Origin of the sequence: Streptosporangium sp. NBC_01755, from assembly GCF_035917995.1 — a bacterium.
Taxonomy (GTDB): domain Bacteria; phylum Actinomycetota; class Actinomycetes; order Streptosporangiales; family Streptosporangiaceae; genus Streptosporangium.
In genome coordinates this window covers 2,990,572-3,006,051 of the sequence record NZ_CP109131.1, presented here as the reverse complement: position 1 = coordinate 3,006,051, position 15,480 = coordinate 2,990,572, and the positions used below count along the sequence as shown (strand labels likewise).

Annotated in this window: 18 protein-coding genes; 8 read left to right on the top strand and 10 right to left on the bottom strand. The window is 69.7% G+C overall.

The genetic code is table 11. From position 1 onward, the window contains the following. Positions 1-51 precede the first annotated feature (51 nt). On the top strand, positions 52-222 hold the full coding sequence (locus OG884_RS13770) for a hypothetical protein (RefSeq protein WP_326645643.1): 171 nt from the start codon (positions 52-54) through the stop codon (positions 220-222). A gap of 200 nt (positions 223-422) precedes the next feature. After that, positions 423-2,333 carry a glycoside hydrolase family 15 protein gene (locus OG884_RS13765; protein ID WP_326645642.1) on the top strand — a complete coding sequence of 637 codons (1,911 nt, stop codon included), beginning with the start codon at positions 423-425 and terminating at the stop codon, positions 2,331-2,333. A gap of 219 nt (positions 2,334-2,552) precedes the next feature. Here the strand turns inward: OG884_RS13765 and OG884_RS13760 are convergent, their stop codons facing one another. The 3 genes from OG884_RS13760 to OG884_RS13750 all read right to left on the bottom strand — a co-directional run bounded on the left by OG884_RS13760 (position 2,553) and on the right by OG884_RS13750 (position 4,317). Beyond that, complete coding sequence (locus tag OG884_RS13760) at positions 2,553-2,816, bottom strand: hypothetical protein (protein WP_326645640.1); 264 nt, start codon at positions 2,814-2,816, stop codon at positions 2,553-2,555. Between the two features lie 300 nt (positions 2,817-3,116). Further along, a complete protein-coding gene (locus OG884_RS13755) occupies positions 3,117-3,881 on the bottom strand; it encodes a phosphatase PAP2 family protein (protein WP_326645638.1) in 765 nt (254 codons plus the stop codon). A 52-nt stretch (positions 3,882-3,933) separates the two neighbouring features. Next, the gene (locus OG884_RS13750; RefSeq protein WP_326645636.1) at positions 3,934-4,317 is read right to left on the bottom strand and encodes a hypothetical protein; all 384 of its coding nucleotides are present in this window, start codon (positions 4,315-4,317) and stop codon (positions 3,934-3,936) included. A 152-nt stretch (positions 4,318-4,469) separates the two neighbouring features. Between OG884_RS13750 and OG884_RS13745 the strand changes: the two genes are divergently transcribed. Beyond that, on the top strand, positions 4,470-5,555 hold the full coding sequence (locus OG884_RS13745; RefSeq protein WP_326645633.1) for a quinone-dependent dihydroorotate dehydrogenase: 1,086 nt from the start codon (positions 4,470-4,472) through the stop codon (positions 5,553-5,555). 94 nt (positions 5,556-5,649) lie between these two features. Further along, the gene (locus tag OG884_RS13740) at positions 5,650-5,853 is read left to right on the top strand and encodes a heavy-metal-associated domain-containing protein (protein ID WP_326645632.1); all 204 of its coding nucleotides are present in this window, start codon (positions 5,650-5,652) and stop codon (positions 5,851-5,853) included. A 35-nt stretch (positions 5,854-5,888) separates the two neighbouring features. Here the strand turns inward: OG884_RS13740 and OG884_RS13735 are convergent, their stop codons facing one another. Together OG884_RS13735 and OG884_RS13730 are read right to left on the bottom strand one after the other, a co-directional pair. Then, positions 5,889-6,833 (bottom strand): beta-N-acetylhexosaminidase, encoded by a 945-nt coding sequence (locus OG884_RS13735; protein ID WP_326645631.1) that lies wholly within the window; start codon positions 6,831-6,833, stop codon positions 5,889-5,891. A gap of 62 nt (positions 6,834-6,895) precedes the next feature. Next, complete coding sequence (locus OG884_RS13730) at positions 6,896-7,222, bottom strand: glycoside hydrolase family 20 zincin-like fold domain-containing protein (protein ID WP_326645629.1); 327 nt, start codon at positions 7,220-7,222, stop codon at positions 6,896-6,898. A gap of 118 nt (positions 7,223-7,340) precedes the next feature. Between OG884_RS13730 and OG884_RS13725 the strand changes: the two genes are divergently transcribed. Beyond that, positions 7,341-8,879, top strand: coding sequence for a N,N-dimethylformamidase beta subunit family domain-containing protein (locus OG884_RS13725; protein ID WP_326646921.1), 1,539 nt, complete (start codon positions 7,341-7,343; stop codon positions 8,877-8,879). 8 nt (positions 8,880-8,887) lie between these two features. Here the strand turns inward: OG884_RS13725 and OG884_RS13720 are convergent, their stop codons facing one another. The 3 genes from OG884_RS13720 to OG884_RS13710 all read right to left on the bottom strand — a co-directional run bounded on the left by OG884_RS13720 (position 8,888) and on the right by OG884_RS13710 (position 11,332). Further along, positions 8,888-9,772 (bottom strand): N-acetylmuramoyl-L-alanine amidase, encoded by an 885-nt coding sequence (locus OG884_RS13720; protein ID WP_442811679.1) that lies wholly within the window; start codon positions 9,770-9,772, stop codon positions 8,888-8,890. A 102-nt stretch (positions 9,773-9,874) separates the two neighbouring features. After that, positions 9,875-10,123: a hypothetical protein gene (locus OG884_RS13715; RefSeq protein WP_030917491.1), complete on the bottom strand. Its 249-nt coding sequence runs from the start codon at positions 10,121-10,123 to the stop codon at positions 9,875-9,877. 123 nt (positions 10,124-10,246) lie between these two features. Beyond that, positions 10,247-11,332: a LacI family DNA-binding transcriptional regulator gene (locus OG884_RS13710; RefSeq protein ID WP_326645625.1), complete on the bottom strand. Its 1,086-nt coding sequence runs from the start codon at positions 11,330-11,332 to the stop codon at positions 10,247-10,249. A gap of 135 nt (positions 11,333-11,467) precedes the next feature. Between OG884_RS13710 and OG884_RS13705 the strand changes: the two genes are divergently transcribed. After that, the gene (locus tag OG884_RS13705) at positions 11,468-12,157 is read left to right on the top strand and encodes a TetR/AcrR family transcriptional regulator (protein ID WP_326645622.1); all 690 of its coding nucleotides are present in this window, start codon (positions 11,468-11,470) and stop codon (positions 12,155-12,157) included. A 138-nt stretch (positions 12,158-12,295) separates the two neighbouring features. Here the strand turns inward: OG884_RS13705 and bldC are convergent, their stop codons facing one another. Continuing rightward, positions 12,296-12,499, bottom strand: a complete 204-nt coding sequence (gene bldC, locus OG884_RS13700) for a developmental transcriptional regulator BldC (protein WP_013133571.1) — start codon at positions 12,497-12,499, stop codon at positions 12,296-12,298. Positions 12,500-12,817: 318 nt separating this feature from the next. Beyond that, complete coding sequence (locus OG884_RS13695; RefSeq protein ID WP_326646920.1) at positions 12,818-13,675, bottom strand: hypothetical protein; 858 nt, start codon at positions 13,673-13,675, stop codon at positions 12,818-12,820. Positions 13,676-13,990: 315 nt separating this feature from the next. On the opposite strand from OG884_RS13695, the gene OG884_RS13690 reads away from it, so the two are divergent. Together OG884_RS13690 and OG884_RS13685 are read left to right on the top strand one after the other, a co-directional pair. Continuing rightward, positions 13,991-15,094 carry a Leu/Phe/Val dehydrogenase gene (locus tag OG884_RS13690; protein WP_326645621.1) on the top strand — a complete coding sequence of 368 codons (1,104 nt, stop codon included), beginning with the start codon at positions 13,991-13,993 and terminating at the stop codon, positions 15,092-15,094. 150 nt (positions 15,095-15,244) lie between these two features. Next, the gene (locus OG884_RS13685; protein ID WP_030917477.1) at positions 15,245-15,478 is read left to right on the top strand and encodes a DUF3073 domain-containing protein; all 234 of its coding nucleotides are present in this window, start codon (positions 15,245-15,247) and stop codon (positions 15,476-15,478) included. Positions 15,479-15,480 lie beyond the last annotated feature (2 nt).

Here is a 15,480-nt window from a genome sequence, read left to right as displayed (position 1 = left end):
GGCGTTCATTCTCGTACCGACCGGGAACGCTAGCCGGTCGAGGGGAACGACATGGAATACAAGGACTTCATTGGGCGCACCGGCCTGACCGTGAGGGAGACCACCGCCGGGGTGCGGGCCGTGCTGACCACACCGCACGAGGTGATCGACGACAAGGTCTTCGATCACGTTCTGGCACAGCTTCCCGGGGAGTTCCAGGAGATGGTGGAGATCACCACCTGACCCGGGGGGCCGGCGGGCGGGGAGCCTGGCGAAAGCGGACAGCCTGGTTCCCCGCCGCGGGCCGGAAATCCCGGAACCGGTGGGTGTTTCCATGCCGGCGGGCATACCTGAATGAGCGGACGTATCCGAAAGAGCGGATATGCCGCCCGGCAGGTGGCAGGTGTTCCTGAGCAGGGCAGCCGGAGAGGAGGAGAGGGCTCATGACAGCGGATCCATCGGTGGGCGCGCTGCCCGCCTCCTCCTTCCCGCCCATCGCCGACTACGCGTTCCTTTCCGACTGCGAGGTCACCGCACTGGTCGCGCCGAGCGGGAACGTCGAATGGCTCTGCCTGCCCAGGATGGACTCCCCCAGCGTCTTCGCCGCCATCCTCGACCGGGGCGCGGGGGGTTTCCGGATCGGCCCCGCGGACCTGAGGGTGCCCGCGGCACGCCGCTACCTGCCCGGCACCATGATCCTGGAGACGAGCTGGGGCACGCCCACCGGCTGGATCATCGTGCGCGACCTGCTGCTCATCGGGCCCTGGCACCACCACGAGGAGCTCTCCCACACGCACAGGAGGGCGCCGACCGACTACGACTCCTCCCACGTGCTCCTGCGCACGGTGCGCTGCGTCAGCGGGGAGGCGCAGATCACCCTCGGCTGCGAGCCGATCTTCGACTACGGCCGCATCCCCGCCCGCTGGTCGTACACCGACAGGGGTTACCACCAGGGCGTCGCGAGGGCGGCGGGGCAGAGCTTGGAGCTCAAGCTCACCACGGACATGCGGCTGGGCTTCGAGGCCGGGCGCGCGACGGCGCGCACCCTCCTCAAGGAGGGGGACACGCGCTTCTGCGCGCTGTCGTGGACCGTGCACGAGCCGCCGTACACCTTCCAGGAGGCCTACGAGCGGCTCGTGTGGACCGCCCACCACTGGCAGCACTGGCTCGCCAGGGGAAACTTCCCCGACCACCACTGGCGGAGTTACCTGGAGCGCAGCGCCCTCACCCTCAAGGGCCTGACCTTCGCCCCGACGGGCGCGCTCATCGCGGCGGCGACCACCTCCCTGCCCGAGACCCCCGGCGGCAACCGCAACTGGGACTACCGCTACGCCTGGATCAGGGACTCGACCCTCGCCCTCTGGGGCCTTTACACGCTGGGCTTCGACTGGGAGGCCGACGACTTCTTCTGGTTCATCGCCGACGTCGCGGAGCGGGACGAGGAGCTCCAGGTCATGTACGGCATCGACGGCGAGCGCGAGCTGAACGAGTACATTCTCGACCACCTTCACGGGTACGAGGGCGCCAGGCCCGTCCGGGTCGGCAACGACGCCTACCGGCACCGCCAGAACGACGTCTGGGGCGCCGTCCTCGGCTCCTTCTACATCCACACCCGATCGCGGGATCGCCTGGACGAGCGGATCTGGCCCATCCTGACGCGACAGGTCGAGTCGGCGGTCAGACACTGGCAGGAGCCCGACCGGGGCATCTGGGAGGTTCGCGGAGAGCCGCAGCACTTCACCTCCTCGAAGGTCATGTGCTGGGTGGCGGTCGACAGGGGCACCCGGCTCGCCTGGCTCAGGGAGGAGTTCGAGCTGGCCACGCGCTGGCAGGCGATCGCCGACGAGATTCACGCCGATGTGTGCGCCAACGGCGTCAGCGAGCGAGGTGTCTTCAGACAGCACTACGACACCGACGCCCTCGACGCGTCGCTCCTGCTCATCCCGCTGGTGCACTTCCTGCCGTCCACCGACCCCCGGGTCCGTGCCACCGTTCTGGCCATCGCCGACGAACTGACGGCCGACGACCTGGTCCTGCGCTACAAGACGGAGCACACGGACGACGGTCTGTCGAGCGAGGAGGGCACCTTCACGATCTGCTCGTTCTGGCTCGTCTCGGCGCTGACGGAGATCGGGGAGTACACCCGGGCCCGCAGGCTGTGCGAGAGGGTCCTCTCCTTCGCCAGCGCTCTCGGACTCTACGCCGAGGAGATCGACCCGGTGACCGGGCGCCACCTCGGTAACTTCCCCCAGGCGTTCACCCATCTGGCGCTCATCAACGCGGTGATCCACATCATCCGCGCGGAGAGAGAGCGGTTCACCCCGACCGCATGGCCGACATCGGAGCGGTTATGACCGCATGCGGACATACGAGAGCACCCGGGTGGCCTGACTAGGCTTTCGGGTATGAATCGTCGGGTGATTGCGATAGTGGTGCTCGTCGGCCTGCTCGCGACGAGCGGTCTGTCGGTGGTGCTGGCCTGGGGACTCGGCGGCTGAGTCCATGGGGCCATCAAGGGACCGAGCCGTCGCGTGCGCCCCCCGACGCAGCGACCGCTCTCTGCGAGGATGTCGCTAGGCGACCACCATCGAGTTCTGGCCCGTGGGCTGCGCGTTCTGCTGAGGGGGGTGGGCGGGCTGCCGCTGCGTGGCGGACTGCTCCGCGGCGGGCTGGGGCTGCTGCTGATCGGTGACCTGCTCGGCGGGGGCCTGCGCGGCGGGGCAGGTGCAATAGCCGTTGGTCACGATCAGGCGACCCCGCTGCGCCGTGTAGGTGCGGGAGTCGGTGGCGAGGAGAACGCCCGTACATTTGTCGCAGACGACGGACTGATGATCCATGGGCCGGCTTCCTTCCTTGAGGGTAGCCGTCGAACGTCTCTCTGTCCGGCCGGCTGGCTGCTCGTGCCCCGCCGGAGAGAGGTGAATCTCCCAATTGGGGTTTCTATCGTACTTCGTAGCGCAGGGCGATCATTGAGCGACCCCAAGTGACAGATGTGCGGCTTGGTGACGCTGCTTCACAACGGTCTCATGTGAAGCGATCCGGCGGGTGGGGAATGTCCCTCTCACATCTCGGTCGATTCTTGGCGTGACCGGGCGACTCGCCACGTCCTTATGACGCGTCGGCTACCCCGAACGGCTTCACCGGAACGCCTCGGGTTCGATGTCTTCCATGGGCGGCTCGACGGGTTTGCGGCCCTCTCCCCGGCGCCAGGCCTCGAAGCCCACGGACGTCCCTGCCACGACCACCACGCCCAGCGCGACCCCGGCGATGACGTCACTGGTCCAGTGGACGCCGAGTGCCACCCGGCTGTAGGCGACGAACACCACGACGACCGCCGCGACGATCCAGGCGACGATCCGGGAGGCCGGACTCCGCAGGAAGGGCAGCAGGATGAGCACGAGGATGCACGCGCCCAGCGCGGCGCCCATCGCGTGGCCGGAAGGGAAGGCGGCACCGGGCGCCGAGGCCACCGGATCGGGCAGGTCGGGCCGGGCGCGGGCGACGATCCCCTTGACCGCGAGGTTCAGCAGGCCGCCGAAGGCGATCGTGGCGACCGCCCAGACGGCCAGGCGCGACGCCCCCCGGTACCAGAGCCAGGCGGCGGTCAGCAGCACCAGCCCACGCCATGTCCAGGGGCCGAAGACCTCGGTCGCCACGTTGAGGAAGGCCGTGTAGTCGGGGTTCTCCAGTGCCTGGGCGTGCAACTGGACGGCGATGCCCTCGTCGAAGCTCCTGAGCGGCGAGGAGGAGGTCTTCACGAGCACGAGCAGGATCACGAACGGCATCGTGAAGATCGCCACTGCCACCACCGCCAGCGTCAGGCGTACGCCCAGGCGCAGGTCAGCAGAGTGATCATCGGGATTCTCGTGAGGTGGAGACTCGCCTTGGACAAATCTGACCATCGTTCATGGCTACCCGATTCCCGGTGAATATTGTTCCATTCCAGGTAAAGCATCAGGCAGCGGGCCGGGATTCGCGCCGGATGGTCCAGCGCAGGACGTCGCAGTGCCGCCGCTCGGCCTCGGCGAGTGCCGCGTCGTCCGTGTAGGCGTCGAGGACGGCCCGTAGCTGCGGCATCTGCGCCGCGACGTCGTCCCACGCCTGGGGCGGGTCATCGAGGCCGAGCTCGATCAGCGCGTCCAGGTGTGCGGCGTAGGCGGTCCACCACTGCCGGCTCAGCTCGGCCAGGAACCCGCCGAGCCCGTCGAACTCGCGCTGGATCTCCTCCTCCCACCAGAGGGGGACTGTGACGGCACCGGTGTCCGCGAGGTCGCGGAGCACGATGTGCGCCAGGGTGCGCCGCCGCCGGGCGACGGCCGAACGTGACAGGGCGTTCATGTGTCCACCCTGCCGATCTCTGTTTGCCGAACGCTTAACGATGTGTTGACGGCGATATGCGGCCTTGAATCCGGCGGATGCCCGCTGATCGGGAACTCCGGAGGCATGGTCGGCGCGAGCCTTACCCCGTAGGGGCACTAACCTGATCGGTGATGTACAGACTCGTCTTCTCGCAGGTCCTCAGCCGCCTCGACGCGGAGGACGCGCACCATCTGACGGTGCGCGCGCTCCGTGTCCTCTCGGTCACGCCCGTGGTCAGGGGGCTGCTCCACCGCGGCCTCGCGCCGCGCGATCCCGCACTGCGCGTACAGGCCTTCGGCGTGCACTTCCCCGGGCCGTTCGGGCTGGCGGCCGGTTTCGACAAGGACGCCGGCTGCGTGGAGGCCCTGTCCGCGCTCGGCTTCAGCCACGTCGAGGTCGGCACGATCACCGCCCACGCGCAGCCGGGCAACGCCAGGCCCCGGCTGTTCCGCCTCGTGGGAAACAGGGCGATCATCAACCGGATGGGCTTCAACAACGCCGGTGCCTCCGCGGCGGCCCGGCGGCTGAGCAGGCCCAGAGGTGTTCCGGCGATCGTCGGCGTCAACATCGGCAAGACCAAGGTCGTGCCCGAGTCGGGAGCCGTCGACGACTACGTGACCAGCGCCAGAAAGCTCGCCCCGCTGGCCGACTACCTGGTCGTCAACGTCAGCTCGCCCAACACCCCCGGGCTGCGCGACCTCCAGGCCGTGGAGCTGCTGAGCCCGCTGCTGCGGGCGGTGAAGGAGGTCGCCGACGCCACGCCCAAGCGCACCCCGCTGCTGGTCAAGATAGCTCCCGACCTGGCGGACGCCGATGTGGACGCGGTGGCCGACCTGGCCCTGGAGCTCGGGCTCGACGGCATCATCGCCACCAACACCACGATCAGCCGGCAGGCGCTGACCGGCGCCGAACGTGACCGGGGCCAGGAGAGCGGCGGCCTGTCCGGCCGGCCGCTGAAGGCGAGGTCCCTGGAGGTGCTGCGCAGGCTGCGCGCGAGGGTGGGCGACCGCCTGGTGCTCGTCTCCGCCGGCGGAGTGGAGGACGTGGACGACGTCTGGGAGCGCCTGCTCGCCGGGGCCACGCTCGTCCAGGGCTACAGTGCGCTGATCTACGAGGGGCCCTTCTGGGCGCATCGCATCAACCGCGAGCTCGCCCGCCGGCTACGCCGCCACGGCGTGGTGGACCTCCGCCAGATAATCGGCCGAACCGCGGCCTGATCCGGTTCCGGCGCGACCCGGCCCGTCGTCCCGGCGGCGCGCGGGACGGGCTGCGGTATACCCTGGGTGGGTAATCTTGGACATTGGAGGCACGATGAGCGTGATCACATACACCGTCACCGGCATGACCTGTGGCCACTGCGTGAGCTCGGTCAAGGAGGAGGTCGGCGAGGTCTCCGGCGTCACCGGTGTCGACGTCGACCTCGAGACGGGCAGGGTCGACGTCTCCGGTGACCCCCTCGACGACGCGGCCGTACGCGCCGCCATCAAGGAAGCCGGCTACGAGGTGGCCGGCTGAGGCCCTGATCGCCCCTCTCCGGCGGTCCGGGGCGGTCAGGGCCTCCCGCCCCGGACCGTCGGCGGGGGAGCCCCTGACCGCCGGGCCTGTGGCGCCGGTTCGAAGGCCGCGACGTCCGACACGGTGATCGTGTCGCCGATCGCCAGGGGCTCCAGCTCGGACGCGGCCTCGGCGTAGTCGAAGTACAGCGGGAAGACCGAGGTCTGCACCACGTCGTGCCCGGCCGCGGCGGCGCGCCTGGCCACTCCGGGGCCGCGCCAGGGCATCACGATCGTGTCGGGCCTGAGCATGCCGCTGACGAACGCCTCGTCCCACACCACGGCCCGGCTGCCGCGCGTCGCCAGCACGTCCGCCAGCCGGCGCAGGAACCAGGCGTGCAGGTCGGCGAGGCTCCCCAGGCCCAGCTCCGTCTGGAAGGCGACGATCTCGGGGGAGGCGGCCCAGTCGTCGAGCACGCATTCGTCCCCGCCGACATGGACGTACGGGGTGTCGCCCAGCGCCGCCAGGATCTCGTCGAACACGTCGGTCAGGAAGTCGACGGTGCCGGGCAGCGGGGACAGGATCGCGGGGAAGATGCCCCAGCGCTCCAGCACCCGGAAGGGCTCGGGCCGCCGGCCACCGGTGGCACGGGCGTCCAGCTCGGGGTAGGCGGCGAGGATCGCCGAGGCGTGTCCCGGCACGTCGATCTCGGGCACGACGGTCACGGCGCGGGCCCGTGCGTAGGCGCCGATCTCGGCGAGGTCGTCCAGCGTGTAGTAGCCGCCGTGCGGCACGTCGTCGAAGGCGAGGTCCTCCCGGTAGTAGCCGGTGGCCGTGCGCGGGCGGTGCGAGCCCACCTCGTGCAGCCGCGGGTGCCTGCGGCTCTCGACCCGCCAGCCCTGATCGTCCACCAGGTGCAGGTGGAGGCGGTTCAGCTTGTGCGCCGCCATGAGATCGACCATCCTGAGCACCTCGCGCTTGGGCATGAAGTGCCGTGCCACGTCCAGGTGCACCCCGCGCCAGGAGAACCAGGGCGTGTCCCGTATCCGGCCGAGGGGGACGCTCAGCCCGTCCCCGCCACCGTGCGGAACGCCGCGGCGGGGAGCAGCTGCCGGAGCGTCTGGCCCGCGTAGAAGGCCCCGGCGCGATCTCCTGCCGCGATCCGCACGCCCTGGGCCGTCACGTCCAGGGTGTACGACTCGGCACCGAGCGACGCGTCGGGTTCCACCTTGATCACACCTGCCTCGCCGGGGCGCGGGTCGAGCACGGCGAGTGCGAGCCGTACCGCGTCGACCAGATCGGCGGGGCCGAAGACGCCGACCCCGGGGGAGAGCCCAAGGAAGCCGTCCACGGGTGTGTACGCGGCAGGAAGCGGCAGGAGGTCAGTCATGGTCTGAATCATGCCAAGCTCATCGGCCGATAGGCCTTTACTCTGCCGACCCGGAGCATGAGGCCAAGAACCGCCCAAGTCCAGCGAGGGAGAGCCGGGGGAGATCTTCCAGGTGGACATGCTGCTGCTCATGTTCCAAACGTCCTGGCACGCGGTCCGCACGCCGCTGACGACCCTGATGGCGACACTGCTGGTCGCCGGATGCGGCGCCACCGCCGAACTCCCCGCGGAGCCGCCCTCGCCCACCCCCTCGGTGTCGGCGTCCGCGGTGCGGAGCGCCAAGGCGGCGGGCGCCACCGCGGCCGAGAACGCCAAGACCGGCGACCCCGACTGGCGAGTGCGTCACCGCGGTGCCGAGCACGAGATCGAGGGCTTCGCCGACCGGGCGAGCGTGCCGCCGGGAGAAGGCTTCCGGCTGTACGTCTCGACCACCGCCGACCGCTACACCGTCAGGGTCTTCCGCATGGGCTGGTACGGCGGAGCCGGAGCCAGGCAGGTCTGGCGGGCGAGCGGGCTGCCCGGCATGAGACAGGTCCCGGCCAGGACGATCGCCGCCACCCGCACGGTGACCGCCGCCCACTGGAAGCCCGGCCCCGAGGTGGACACCTCCGGCTGGCCCGAGGGCTCCTACCTGATCAGGCTGGACGCCGCCACCGGAGGCGGCCGCTACGTGCCCCTCACCGTCAGGTCCACCTCCACCAGGGGACGCCTGGTCGTCGTCAACGCGGTCACCACCTGGCAGGCGTACAACGACTGGGGTGGCCGCAGCCTCTACCGGGGGCCCGGCGGTTTCGAGGACAGGTCCCGCGCGGTCAGCTTCGACCGTCCCTACGACACATCGGGAGCCCGGCTCTTCCTGGACATGGAACGCGACGCCGTCGAGGTCGCCGAGCACAGCGGTGTCCCGCTCGCCTACGTCACGAGCGCGGACCTCGACCGCGACCCCCACCTCCTCGACGGGGCAAGGGGCCTGGTCTCCCTGGGCCACGACGAGTACTGGTCGGCGCGCATGCGCCGCACCGTCGAGGCGGCCCGTGACCACGGCACCAACCTCGCCTTCCTCGGCGCCAACGCCGTCTACTGGCGGATCCGCTTCGCCGCGACGCCGCTGGGCCACCGCCGCCTGGTCGTCTGCCACAAGGACGCCGCCGAGGACGCCCACACGGTCCTGTGGCGCGCGAGCGGCAGGCCGGAGAGTTCGCTGACCGGGCCGATGTACGACTGCTTCCCCTCCGAGTCCGCCTACGTGGTCCGGAGTCCCGACAACTGGATCTTCAAGGGGACCGGGGTGCGGCGCGGCACCACCTTCCCCGGCATGGTGGGGGTGGAGACCGACCGGGTCGGTACCGGCGTGCCCCGCCCGATGGAGGTCCTGTCCGTCTCCCCGGTCGACTGCGGCGGACGCCCCACGGTCGCGCACAGCGCCTACTACACGGTGCCGAGCGGCGCCGCCGTGTTCTCCTCGGGCACGATGCGCTGGGTGTGCGCGATGCGGGGAGCCCGCTGCGGCCACGGCGTCACGGAACGGGCCGCCTCCTTCGTCCGCAGGGTCACCGGGAACATCCTGCGGGCCTTCGCGGCCGGCCCGGCCGCGCGCCGCCACCCGGCCGAGGACAACCTCAGGTCCCTGGGCCTGGCCGGTCCGGCGAGAGGCTGAGCGGGCCGTCAGTGGGTCAGGTACTGCTGCAGCCCGTTGGCCAGGGAGAGCGCGATCTTCTGCCGGAACGCCGGCTGCTGGAACCTGGCCGCCTCGGTCGGGTTCTTCATGTTGCCGCACTCGACGAGGACCTTGGGGACCGTGGAGAGGTTCAGTCCGCCGATGTCGTTGCGGTAGTCGAGGGCGTCCTTGCCGATGTAGGTGGAGTACGGCAGGCCGGTGCCGCTCCTCATGGCGTCGCGTACGTCGAAGCCGAGCCTCTCGGAGGCCTTGACCACCGGGTCGACCGGACCGCCGATCCTCTTCGGGATGATCACGTGGAAGCCGTGGTTGGCGGGGCCCGCCCCGTCGGCGTGAATCGAGATCGCCACGTTCGCCCTGGCCTTGTTGCCGATCGCGGCCCGCTGGGTGATGCAGGGGCCGACGCCGGTGTTGTCCTGGCGGGTCAGCACCACCTTCGCGCCCCGGTTCTTGAGGATCTTGTCCAGGCGCTGGGAGACGTCCCAGGTGAAGGCGGCCTCGCTGTAGCCGTTCGCGGTGGCGGTGCCCGTGGTGTCGCAGGCCTTCCGCTTGGTCAGCACGTCGACCTGCTTGTTGATCTCCGCGGGGTGGCGGTAGTTCTGCCCGTTGTGGCCGGGGTCGATGACCACGACCTTGCCGCTCAGCGGTTTTCCAACCGGCGTGGGACTCGCCGCGGAAGCGCTCGCCGCACCGGTCGCGGAGCCGGCCGGGGTGGCGGCCGTGCCGCCGGTCACGGGGTGGGCGGCCGTGGCGGCCACCGGAGGGACCCCCACGCGATCTCGCGCGAGGTCCGCCGTGGTGCCGCCACAGGCGGCGGCGCCCAGGCCGCACAGGACAAGGGCCGTCGCGAGTGCTCTGCCGGTCACGCTCATCGCCCCCTAGTGAGTCGTCAACCACCCAACTTACGCCGCGCGACGACATGACTTGGTCATTGTCGCGATATGTGCCCGCCTGTTACCGGGAGTGAGAGCCTGTCACCAGGCGTGCTCGCCGACCTCCTGCTTCTGCAGGAGCGAGGCGAGTTCCCTGGCGTCCTCGGCGTCCAGCCCGAGGACCACGCGCGGCCGCCCCCACGGGTGGTCGATCGAATGAGCCACGTAACTGGCCACGGACTCGGCTCCGGCATCCCCGCTGCGGCCCCGGGCGGCCCGCCAGTGCGCCCACGCCCGCTCAAGCTCGGCGGCGGCTCGCTGGGCGCATGACACCAGTTCCGGATCACGCATTGTTACCCCCCTCGTCTCGGCCAGAGTCAACACCGGCGGCGCGCCGTCGTTCGCGATGTTGACCTGCTTTTGGGGAGTTCATGGAGCCTGCCTGGGCGTGCTGTAACGCTCCAGGCAGGCTCTTTAGCGCTCGATGGGGCTCGTGCTGTGCCGTACGACCAGCTGCGGCGCGACCTGGCGCAGGCGCGAGGCCTTGCCGGGGTCGCCGATCCGGTCGTGCAGCAGCGCGGCGGCGGAACGGCCCATGGCACGGCGGGGCTGGTCCACGGTGGTCAGCGAGATCGGCTGGGTCCCGGCGCGGTGGATGTTGTCGTACCCGACCACCGACAGGTCCTCGGGAACCCGCAGTCCCAGTTCGGCGGCCGCGGAGAGCACGCCCATGGCCACCAGGTCGTTGGCGGCGAAGATCGCTGTGGGCCGGGGGTCGCGGGTGAGCAGGCTGTGTGCGGCCCGCGCGCCGCCCTCCTCACCGGAGGCGCCCTCCTCGACCATGATGTACGGCGCCAGGGAGTGCCTGCGCATCGCGACCAGGTAGCCCTCGCAGCGGAAGCGCCCGGAGGAGATGCCCGAGGCCTCTATGTGGGCGATTCGGCGGTGGCCGAGCTCCACGAGGTGGTCGACGGCCAGACGGGCGCCGAGTTGGTCGTCGTCGACGACGATGTCCACGCCGCCGAGATCGATGTCGCGCTCGCCCACCACGACCGTGGACGTGTAGCCGGTGGCCTCGATGAGCGTCCCGCTGGTGGGCGCGATGCCGAGCAGGACGAGCCCGTCGACGCGCAGTTCGAGGAACGCCTCGACCGCCTCGTCCTCGAAGGCGGGGTCCCACTGGCTGTTGCCGATGAGGAGCCTCAGCCCGTCGCCGTGCAGGCTCTCCTGCAGGCCGTCCAGGAACTCGGCGTAGAACGGGTTGTGCAGGTCGGCGACGAGCGCCCCGACCAGGTGGGTACGGCCCTCGACGAGGCTGCGCGCGACCGCGTTGGGCCGGTAGCCGAGGTCTCTGGCCGCCTGGAGCACGGCCTGCCTGCGATGCTCGCTGACGTGTGGCGATCCGCGCAGGACGAGCGAGACCAGTGATTTGGAGACACCGGCCCGTTCGGCGACATTGCGGATCGTGGGTCTCGGGCGTGGTCCGCACCCGTCGGATAAGACGGGCTCGGCGAACCCGCGGGCTCGGGTGAATGTGGTGTTGACCGGCGGTCCTGACATGGCTCTCCCCCGCAATGGTGGATGGGCACCTGTCACTCAAAACGATCGAGTTCCGAATGGGGTACGGCCTCCGGGGTAGGGAACTCCGATCTTGACCTCGCCGCCGTGCGTATCGACTCCGATAGTCTTCACGGTGTGGGCTCGACATCCGGAGCCGCCGAACAGGTGAAACCTGCGGCGGGTGACGCGCGACCGGCGCGTCGCAGGCTCAGCGTGGACCGGCGCCGTGAGGAGCTCATGGCCGCGGCCCTGGAGTTGTTCAGCAGGCGAGACGCGGAGGACGTGTCGATCGATGACGTGGCCTCCGCGGCCGGCGCGTCGCGGGCCCTGGTCTACCACTACTTCGGTGGCAAGCAGGAGCTTTATGTCGCCGCGCTGAAAAGCGCCGCCGCGCAGCTGGAGGCAAGGCTCAAGCCCCATGGGGGCGGCCGCCCGCTGGACGAGCTGGCGGGAGGGCTCACCCGGTACTTCGACTTCGTCGAGGAGCACGCGGCGGGTTTCGCCGCACTGCTCAGGGGCGGTCCCGCCAACCGCAGCGGCGACATCGGGGAGATCGTCGACTCGGTCAGGAACCGGCTGTTCAGGCTGATCATGAGGCAGATGCGGGTCGAGGAGCCCGGCCCCGTACTCCGCATCACGCTGCGTTCGTGGATCGCCTCCGTCGAGACCGCGGGCCTCGACTGGCTGGAGCACCGCGACATCGAGCGGCCGGCTCTGGAGCGCATGCTGGTCGACCACATGGTGGCGCTGTTCGGCGTGGCGGCCAAGCACGACTCGCAGGTCGGCGAGTTGCTGGACGATCTGGTCCGGGACCGGTCGGGCTGACCCGAGGTCCAAAGGAGCTGCCGGGCATGTGCTGGGGCGGCGCCGGGCGGGCGACGCCGCTCCCCATAAACCTGTGTGGCCTACGCGCTCACAGGGTGAGCGCGCACCAATCCCCCTAGGTCAGTGACGGCCCCCGTCTTACTCTGAGCGCTGCTGCGGAATCCCCGCGAGCAGCGCGCGAACCTCGGTCTCCCGGTACCGGCGGTGTCCACCCAGGGTGCGGATGGACGTCAACTTGCCCGCCTTCGCCCACCGGGTCACGGTCTTGGGATCGACGCGGAACATGGTTGCGACCTCCGCCGGGGTGAGCAGCGGCTCTGCCTCGGGTGTACGAGCTGACATTTGTGCGGCCTCTCCTCCATGTGGACCGGCGACAGCGATCCTGCGACTTGACGCTTGTCACGGATGTCCGCCTATGGCCATTGCGTGCGGCAGTTTGGGCCATATACGGCATCACCCGATGTGACCATACAGCCACGTAGAGCGATTGGCGAGTCTTTGAGTGACTCATCTCTCTTGTGCACGTGTTGTTGTCACGCTCGGTGATTCTAGCGACACGTTTCGTGGTATCGCAGTGAAAACGGCAAACTACTCAGTTCGTAGGTGCATCCCCGGTCATCGACGGACCTACTTACGCAGGTCGAAGGGATGATTTGCGAGTCAGTTTGCTGATTCGAGAAGTTGTATTGATCGCCAGCGGAGGATGACGCGCTGGTACATGGCGAACGCCAGTTCTTCCTCGCCTTTTTCCAGACCTGTCAGTGCCGCCGCGAGCTCCGCCACGGACTCGTCGGCCTGGAGCCTCTCGTCGTCCATGAGGTTGACGATGCCGCCGTAGTCGAGCTCGACCAGCGAATGCGGGTGGAACTCCTCCAGCCAGCGCGCCACGTCCTCGACCTCGGCGGTGACCGAGACCTCGCCGACCTGCCTTCTGATGATCTGCAGGGCGCGGGCACTGCGGCGCCTGGCATGGGCCATGGAGGTGACGTAGATCAGGTTGCGCGTGGTGGTCGTGCCCCCCTGGCCCCCGTTGCCGTCGATCACCAGCCAGCGCTCGTTGCCGTCGAAGGGGACGAACCACGAGGTCGGAACGTGCCAGGTGGAGCCACGGATGTGGGTGCGCAGCGCGGCCGAGTCGCTGCGACGCTTGAACCGGTCGAAGTCGTCGACGGTCTGCTCCGCGACGGCGGGTGGGACGAACCGCTCCATCAGCTTGGGCGGGGTCGCCCCGCGAAAGCGCGAGAAGGCCAGCCACGACCTCAGCCTGCTCTGCCATGGGCAGACGTACAGGACCTCCTCCACGCGCCTCAGATAGGCGTTGGGGCTCTCCTGGACGGGTGCCGGGGCCGGTGGGATCCCCAGGAGGCGTCGCACCGCCTCGCCGTGTTCGGCGTGCAGGGCGCCGGCTCGGCGCGGTCGGTCGGCAGCCTCGGCGTAGGCGGCCCACGAGGCGCGCTCCGCAGGGGTGAACGCGACCAGTGGCTCGTAGACGCGGAGGTACGCGGCGTAGGGCAGCACGTTCCGCATCGTGTCACGAAGGACCGGCCGCTGTCCGTACGGGACCGGCTTTCGTGGCCTCCGTCTCGGCGACCGAGGCGACTCCTCCGCCCCCGGGGCCTCTCGCCTTCCTCGGCCGAGGCGGGCGACGGCCGATCCCTGATCGTCGCGGGAACCGTGACGGCGGGCGACAGACCTGCGAGGCAGGCCCGGCAGCCCACTCGTCGACCATGATGGGGCCTTCGCGTGAGTCGTCCCTTCGCGGGTCTGTGGTTACGCTGAAGGCGATCTCCGCCGCGACGGAGCGGCGGGAACGGACGACTGGGAGTCACCACAGTGACCGACGTCTTCGGGCCGTCCCACAAGGACACCGGCCCGGTAATCGGACAGACCCGGCACGAGCAGGTCGTTTTCTGCTCCGACGAGCGCAGTGGCCTGCGCGCCATCATCGCCATCCACAACACGGCCCTGGGCCCGGGCCTGGGCGGCACCAGGTTCTACCCCTACGAGAGCGAGCAGGCCGCGCTGGCGGATGTGCTCAATCTCTCCCGGGCGATGTCCTACAAGAACGCCCTGGCGGGACTCGACCTCGGTGGCGGCAAGGCCGTCATCATCGGCGACCCGGCGAAGGACAGGAGCGAGGCGCTGCTGCGCGCCTACGGCCGGTTCGTCCAGTCACTCGGAGGCCGCTACTACACCGCGTGTGACGTCGGCACCAACAGCGAGGACATGGACATCGTGGCCCGCGAGAGCTCCTACGTGACCGGCCGCACGCCGGCCAACGGCGGAGCCGGGGACTCGTCGATCCTGACCGCCCACGGCGTCTTCCAGGGCATGCGCGCCGCCGCCGAGCACACCTACGGCACGCCGACGCTGCGCGGCAGGCGTGTCGGCGTCGAGGGCGTGGGCAAGGTCGGCCACCGCCTGGTCGGCCACCTGGTCGAGGACGGCGCCGAGGTCGTGGTCTGCGACGTGAGCGAGCAGGCCGTGGAGCGGCTGCTGCGGCGCTACCCGAGGGTGGAGGTCGTCGCCGACCGGCTGGAGCTCACCGGATCCGACATCGACGTCTACGCGCCGTGCTCCCTCGGCGGGGCGCTGGCCGACGAGACGGTGGCCCGCCTGCGCGCCACGATCGTCTGCGGCGGGGCGAACAACCAGCTGGCCCATCCCGGGGTGGAGAAGCAGCTCGCCGACCGGGGAATCCTCTACGCGCCCGACTACGTGGTCAACTCCGGCGGTGTCATCCAGGTCGCGGACGAGATCCGCGGGTTCAACATGGACCGGGCGCGGGCAAAGGCCACCCAGATCTACGACACGACTCTTAAGATCTTCTCCAGCGCGGCGGAGGACGGCGTCCCTCCGGCCGTCGCAGCCGATAGGCTGGCCGAGCGAAGAATGTCGGAAGTCGGGCGAATTAGGGGCATTTGGCTGGGCCACTAGCCCTACACGCCCATACGACGTACCGAGCCGGGCGTAAAACGGGTACGGTTGTAGGCGAACGAGAGCTGGCGCCTCAAGTCAGGTGGCGTCAGTGCGTGGTGCGTTAGCGACGAGGGGTCGGGCACGACCCCACACGAGGGGGTCGAGCCAATGGGGCGCGGCCGAGCAAAGGCCAAGCAGGTCAAGGTTGCTCGCCAGCTGAAGTACAACAGCGGTGGCACTGATCTTGAGCGTCTTCGCGACGAGCTCGGAGTCAGAGATGACTCCAACCACAACGACGACTCCAACGACGCCTACGACGAGCTGGCGGATCGGTACGCCGATTACGCCGATGACTTCGGCTCCAAGGATGACCGCGACGACGGGACATCCGGGCGCCGCTAGGC